Genomic DNA, 6,707 nt, shown 5'->3' with positions numbered 1-6,707 from the left:
AGCTCAGAATTTATTAAAATATTTAGTAACTGTTGAGGAAATTGACGCAATTTTTCACGATTCCTCACTTAACCGAAGACGCATGGAATCGGTTGTTTGTATCGAGAATTTTTTCTTTTATATTTAACCTCATTTTTCCAAGAAATCTAAAGCTTTTTTAGTAGCGTGGAGACGATATATCTATTACTACGGTTTTGTGCAATAGAATTATGAGTTCTTAATCAAGTTATTATTACTCTCGTAGATCATAGAAGCTTCGAAAAAGCTTTCTGAAAACTTCAGTTTCAGTAGACGAAAAAGAAGGTAATATTAAGATGGGAGATTAGTCCAAAAACAGATCATAAAGTCAAACATGCAAATGTCTCATAAATGCTCTCATAAGACAATCGAACAGGACAAGAAAATCACAATATCGTGATGGATAAAGGGTATGCTCCAAAAAAATTTATGTTCTAATTAGAGAAGAAATCAAATTTGCATCAAATAAAGGATTTCTATAAAGCCGATAATTTAGATATTAATTTACAGATAGTCATGCCTGTAATTATTGCAACAAAAACTCATTGTACCTTCTTGAGTAGTTGCATTATTTATGCTCGTGACTATAATAGGATTGATGGAAATGAATGATGCTAATTGATTTTTATTATGGCAGTTAATGTCGGAAGAATCTTTTTTCGGCCTTTTGCATGCGCGCTTCATCTGATTCTTCTAGATGCTTTTCAAGTCCAGATGGTGGATTAAGGCTTAAATCAACTCCGCTGGAAACAAAGTAACCATCTTTTAGTCTGGCATATGTGAATTTTCCTAGAGTTTCATCGTAAATTACGGTATATCCTTCTTCCGTTTCATAGCGAGCGTAGAACTCATCTCCAAAAACCCTCAGCCTGATCTCAGGACCGTTTTCTTGATCAAAGCTCAGTAATTCTCCGAATATAGCGGTCATCTCTTATCCGTCCATGGCATCCCCAAAGTACTAATATATTAATATATTAATATATTAATTAAAAGTTTTTGCAAATAAATCTTTTCCATCCCTGCTAATAGATGCGTTATCTGGAATTGTTTCCCATCTTTTTGAATAATATTCTAAAAATATAACATCAAAACGAATTCGTATAACTTTAAAATTAATTTTAAGCTTAAAGTTTTTAAAAAATGATACTGTTTCTTTTCTGGAGTTGTGTACAAAAAATCTGGATTATCTATAACCCACGAATTTAGTGCAAGAGATGTGATTCGAAACCACGAAATCCCTCGATGCCAGATCTTAAACCTAACATTGGAGCAATTATCCGATTTATATGGCTGTGACCTTGTTCTAAATGTTATATGATGCTTTTTTTCTTAACTTTCAGTCAGGCGTTTTAATCTATTTTTATCATTGATAAAGAAATCTATAACTGTTTCTGTCAAAAATACAGCCATAGAACAGTATTTTATTACAGAACGCATTGTATATCGGTGTAAATTCTCCATATTGCATGTTTTTTTGGCTAGTTTAACACATCTTCTATGAGAAATCTAATAGGCCTAAGTCCTCCACAATTTTTAATCAAAGACTTAAACTTTGTAACCAGTTTTTCGTAAAGCTTCTTTTCTTCTTTTGTATTTCTTTTTGAATCAAATATCACTAGATTTTGGAACTGAGTCATTATTCAATATTACCAAAATGAAGCGTAAATTTACTCTCAGCATTTAATCTTTTACGTTGCTTGCTGCTGTATCACGCATTAGACTTTCAAATAGTTTTGAATCTACGAAATAATTTCAGGATACAAAAATTTTCTCAATAGTTAAAACTTAAAATTTTGTAAATTAGCAGTATGCAATTTTGTTGTATGTATTGGCCACAAGATTAAAATACAATAAATTAATTGATAATATCAATAGTTAGAAATTTAACTATTGATATTGTTTACATTTCAAATTAAATATCAGATCTTGGAGGCTAAATATCCATTAAAACTGAAATTGATGTGAATTTTAGATATGAAAAATTTTTCCCATCTAAAACCAGTTGTAGAAGGACTAGTGGTATAAAAATATGAGATGAAACAACGTTGAAGAAGACATTTCTCTTTATGAAAAGGGATGTTCTTGAGAGCATAATTTTTGACCAGCGTTTCCAGAAAAAAATCATGAATAAGTTCAGAGAACTGAGCACGAATCAACCCAAGGTGATCAAGATAATAGGCTTGGAAGGTAAGATTACGCCCTCAACTATTAGAAATTACACCGGTACGGATAAGCAGTGTAACCCTAATGATTGATGATTTGGAAAAGAAAGGGATAGTTTTTCGGGAAATGATTCGGAAGGCCGAAGAAAAATTCTTGTCTCCCTGACAGATAAAGGGCTTGAGTGTTGTGATTATTTTGATAGAGTCTTCAACGAAACCCTTAGTTTAATAGATCAATATGATACCGAGGATTATTCACACAGATTCTAGACGATGATGATTTTAAGAAAGATATGCATTGGCGGAGTTGAATCAGTCTAGACGATGATGATTTTAAGAAAGATATGCATTGGCGGAGTTGAATCAGCACAGAGCCTTTGGAAGCAATCGCTAGTTGTAGGCTCATATGTACTTTACAACTATCTCCCAAAAAAGTAATGTGAGGGATGTGCTATTAAAAGTGTTTTTGAAAAACTTGGAGTATTTGTCCATAACAACCGCATGACCATACTTCTGATTTTTTTTCTTCTCATCTTGATATCAGTGCAAGGTGCACAGAAAATTACTATGGAATCAGGAACGGAAACCTTTGTAAGCAAAGATTCGAAACTGTATCAGGATTATGATCACCTTTACTCAAACATATTTGGAACCAACTCCATTATAGTGATGGTAGAAGGGAACGATGTAGAGTCTGCAGACATAATGAAATCTGTAGACCGGCTTGAACACCAACTAGAGTCAACAGAAGGAATTGTTGGGGTCACAAGTCCGGCTTCTATTATAAAGGAAATGAATTATCAGAATACAGGGAGGTCCCAGGTTCCCGATACCGACGCGGAGATCAAGGAAATTATTGATGGAAATCCGGCTACATTTGGAACATTAATTCCTGATCATACACATATGGTGATCTATTTAACGATGGCCGGGTCCAGCACAGATAATAAGCAAAAAGAAATAATAACGGAAACCGAAGAAGCTGTCAAATTTTCTGATTTTCCTCCTTCTTACAATCTCATAGTAACAGGTGATCCAGCCTATAAGATTGAAATGAGCGAGGCGATGAGCACCGGTATGGGACCATTGCTGGGACTTGCTGCCGTTTTTATGGTAATTGTATTAAGTCTTGTTTTCCGGCATGTTCGCTGGTGCCTCCTTCCTTTACCAGTGGTTCTACTAGGCATTGTTTATACTTTTGGAGCTATGGGCTTTCTGGGAATTCCCCTATCAATGGTTTCCATGTCAGCTTTCCCGGTACTAATAGGGCTTGGTATTGATTATGCTATTCAGTTCCATAACAGAATTGAAGAAGAGCTGCATAAAGAAGGAAACAAGTCAAAGGCCATTATATCAACAATAAAACACACAGGACCTGCTGTACTCATAGCTCTTACCATGACCGCTCTGGGATTTTTCTCCCTTTTTACGTCTACTGTACCAATGATCCAGGATTTTGGCAAACTTCTCACGATCGGTATATTAATGTGCTACTTAGCAGCCATGTTTGTCGGGGTAGTCACAGTTTATATTTTTGACGATTTCTCAAAAAATCTCAAGTCAAAAAAAGGAAAAAACGAACCAAAACCAACAGAAACAAATGCAGACCATGTTTCTTCCGGGAAGCCAAAAAACAATCTGGTAAAACACTTTCTTGAAAAGATTAATAATTTTTCAATAAAGAATAATTTATTGATACTCGGGATAGCTACTCTGCTCTGTATCGGAGGTATATATGCCGATGAGTCAGTGGGTGCCCAGACGGATACAACATCTTTTGCTCCCCGGGATCTGCCAGCCCTTATGGACCTGAACCATATGAAAGATATTACGGGGGGAACTGATACACTTAACCTCATAATAAAAGTAAAGGATAATGCTGATCCTGAAGTTCTGGAGTGGATTGACAGGTTCAGTGAACATGAAACTCAAAGGCAGCATATTGAAAGCACTTTAAGCATTGTGCCTCTCATAAAAGAGTATAATGGAGGTACAATCCCGGAAACCCGAGACGAAATAGAGGCAATATACAATGAAATTCCGGAATCCCAAAAGAACCGCTATGTGTATGGCAGAAATATGCTTCTCTTAAATTTAAACATTGGAAATGCCGTGTCCGACATAGAGACTACAGGTATTGAAGAGTTAACCGGAATAATAGACAAGGATATCCAGTGGATGCAGGTTCCTCCAGGCGTCACAGTTACGATCACAGGTAACCCGGTGGTTTACATTGAAGTTCTGGGTGCGCTTACAGATGGAAGAATTCTAATGACCTACCTTGGGCTGTTCCTTGTTCTGGGAGGACTTCTGGTAGTTTACAGAGACTGGCTAAAAGCTCTCGCTGCTATTATTCCAATGTTTATCGTAACTGGCTGGTCAGGGCTAGTAATGAAGTTTCTTGGAATTCTATACACCCCTATGACTGCAACTATGGGGGCACTGATCATTGGAATAGGTTGTGAGTACTCAGTCCTCATGATGGAAAGATATTTTGAAGAAAAGGATCATGGAGCAGATCCTCTGCAAGCTATACACAGGACGAGTGAAAACATCGGTGCTGCACTCCTCGCTTCAGGATCGACGGTTATTGGTGGGTTTGCAGCTCTGACAATATCTCCTTTTCCTTTAATAGGTGACTTTGGAACAGTGACAGTTATTGATATCGTACTTGTCCTTATTGCAACCTTCATGGTATTTCCGCCTTTTATTGTATTGATGGATACCTGGAGGGAAAAGAGGAGAGGAATACAGGCTTCACAAGCAAAAGCAAATAATGTCAAGGGGGCCGATACCCAATGAAGGAACCCCAAAAAAACAGGCTACAGAAGACAATTAACACATTCTTTGTAATTGCAGTTCTTCTTTCAGTTCTCTCAGTAACTGCATTCCCAGCCCTAGGGGAGGAGGACGAAACCAACTTCATCGCTCTAGATCATGGATATACTGTAGATTACTACAAGAGTTACGGATCGCCAGTAATACAGGCGTCAATTACAGGAGATACTGAGTTTGAAAGAGGGGAAACTGCAGATCTGCAGATAAAAATCGCAAATAATGGAGTCATATCCGGTTTTCAAAGGCTGAATGCAAACCAGAAAAGGATAAACGACTCCACTGAGGAAACAATTGCACTTGCGGAGTTGGAAAAAGAAAAAGGAGCTACTACTGCAAAAAATATCGAGGCTACTCTTCAATCGGAAACAAAATACGTTGAAGTAGAGTCCGCAGCCAGCCTCCAGAACGTTGAAGAACTTGAAACAGGAAATACAGCAACCCTTAGCTACATAATCAAAATAGATAGCGATGCACCCGCCGGGAATTATGAACTTCTCCTGCCAGTGACCTATCAATATCCGGCAAATGTCAAAACTGTAACTGCAGATGCAATAAATCTAGGGCTTACGGGTGTAGAGTTTGCAAGAGAGTACAAAACAAAGACAGAAACGCTCAGAATACCAATCTCTATAAAAGACGAACCTAAATTTGAAGTAACTAAGGTTTCAGGAAGCCTTGTTCAGGGTGAAACTAAAGTTATTGAGGTCACTTATAAAAATACAAGAGAAACCGTAGCAAAAGATGCTTTAGCCCGAATTATTGTTATGAGCCCTCTGAGCACAGAGAAATCCATAGTAAGAATAGGAGATATAGGTCCCGGAAAAGAAAAGACTGCCAGTTTCGAAATTTCGGCAGATCAGGATGCAATTGTAAAAAAGTATGGAGTCAACAGTGAAATAAAATACGTTGACAAAGATGGAGACACTACTTTGTCAGAAGGTATGAAAGTGAACGTACCTCTTGAAGCTACAGAACAAAAATTTAGCATAACAGGAATAGCGATTTTACTGATTATAGTTATCGCCCTTTACCAGATAGTAAGCGTACACCGGAAAAGAAATCAGAATGATGAGAATGTATTAGGTGATGAAAATGAATAAAAATGGATTATTTATTACTGTCATAACCCTTCTAATCCTTTGTTCTGCAGTCCTACCAGCAGAGGCAGCTTTACCCGAAAATTTTGATATTAGTAAAAACTACTACTCAGTATACGGAGGGCCTGACCTTAATGCAACACTTGTTGGAGACAAACAATTCTCTAGAGGAGATACTGCAACTCTTAATATAAATATGATGAACAAGGGTGAAATTTCCGGCTTTAAATCTGAAAAAGATGCAGATATTGGAAATTATGCAGATGAAATGCTTCAACAGTCAGAGATGCAGTATGAAGCGCAGGCTACGATGGCAGTAGGCATTCTTGCAACCCTTAAATCTGATAACCCTAACATTAAAGTTAAATCTGGAGCCCAAGAAGCTGGGACTCTCATGCAGGGAAAAGAAAGTGCAAGCCCCACACAGTTTACAGTTGAGATTAATAAAGACACTCCTGCAGGTATATATCCCCTGAATCTCGATCTTTCGTATCAGTACCAGAACAATGTCCAGGTAGGCGGAGACGATTTTGACAGCGTTACAGGCCTTGTGACAAATAAGGAAGTAGGCATCTGGTATGAAAATAAGACT

At 37.3% G+C, this 6,707-nt stretch carries 4 protein-coding genes and 2 pseudogenes; 4 read left to right on the top strand and 2 right to left on the bottom strand.

Going from position 1 to position 6,707, the window contains the following annotated elements; translation table 11 throughout:
• Window positions 1–655 precede the first annotated feature (655 nt).
• Both A9239_RS06590 and A9239_RS18165 read right to left on the bottom strand, forming a co-directional pair.
• Window positions 656–946 carry a hypothetical protein gene (locus tag A9239_RS06590; protein WP_048117574.1) on the bottom strand — a complete coding sequence of 97 codons (291 nt, stop codon included), beginning with the start codon at window positions 944–946 and terminating at the stop codon, window positions 656–658.
• A gap of 401 nt (window positions 947–1,347) precedes the next feature.
• Window positions 1,348–1,637 (bottom strand): annotated as a pseudogene (locus A9239_RS18165) (IS5/IS1182 family transposase); the annotation flags it as partial.
• A 426-nt stretch (window positions 1,638–2,063) separates the two neighbouring features.
• On the opposite strand from A9239_RS18165, the gene A9239_RS20280 reads away from it, so the two are divergent.
• From A9239_RS20280 to A9239_RS06570, 4 genes and pseudogenes are all read left to right on the top strand, one after another.
• Entirely contained in the window at window positions 2,064–2,273 is a 210-nt protein-coding gene (locus A9239_RS20280; protein ID WP_230668809.1) for a hypothetical protein, read from the top strand.
• A gap of 408 nt (window positions 2,274–2,681) precedes the next feature.
• Window positions 2,682–4,982, top strand: coding sequence for an RND family transporter (locus A9239_RS06580; protein ID WP_080941456.1), 2,301 nt, complete (start codon window positions 2,682–2,684; stop codon window positions 4,980–4,982).
• Window positions 4,979–6,118: a COG1361 S-layer family protein gene (locus tag A9239_RS06575; RefSeq protein WP_048155472.1), complete on the top strand. Its 1,140-nt coding sequence runs from the start codon at window positions 4,979–4,981 to the stop codon at window positions 6,116–6,118. Before A9239_RS06580 ends, A9239_RS06575 begins: the two co-directional genes overlap by 4 nt.
• Window positions 6,111–6,707 (top strand): annotated as a pseudogene (locus A9239_RS06570) (hypothetical protein); the annotation flags it as partial. The gene A9239_RS06575 and the pseudogene A9239_RS06570, both read left to right, overlap by 8 nt.

The organism is Methanosarcina sp. A14 (assembly GCF_001729375.1).
GTDB classification, from domain to species: Archaea; Halobacteriota; Methanosarcinia; order Methanosarcinales; family Methanosarcinaceae; genus Methanosarcina; species Methanosarcina barkeri.
Note: the sequence above shows the minus strand (reverse complement) of the source record. Positions and strands in the feature narration are given on the sequence as shown.

Bases quoted from the DNA above. Each gene is read 5' to 3' on its own strand.
- A9239_RS06590 (WP_048117574.1), bottom strand. From the start codon at position 946: ATGACCGCTATATTCGGAGAATTACTGAGCTTTGATCAAGAAAACGGT.
- A9239_RS06580 (WP_080941456.1), top strand. From the start codon at position 2,682: ATGACCATACTTCTGATTTTTTTTCTTCTCATCTTGATATCAGTGCAA.
- A9239_RS06575 (WP_048155472.1), top strand. From the start codon at position 4,979: ATGAAGGAACCCCAAAAAAACAGGCTACAGAAGACAATTAACACATTC.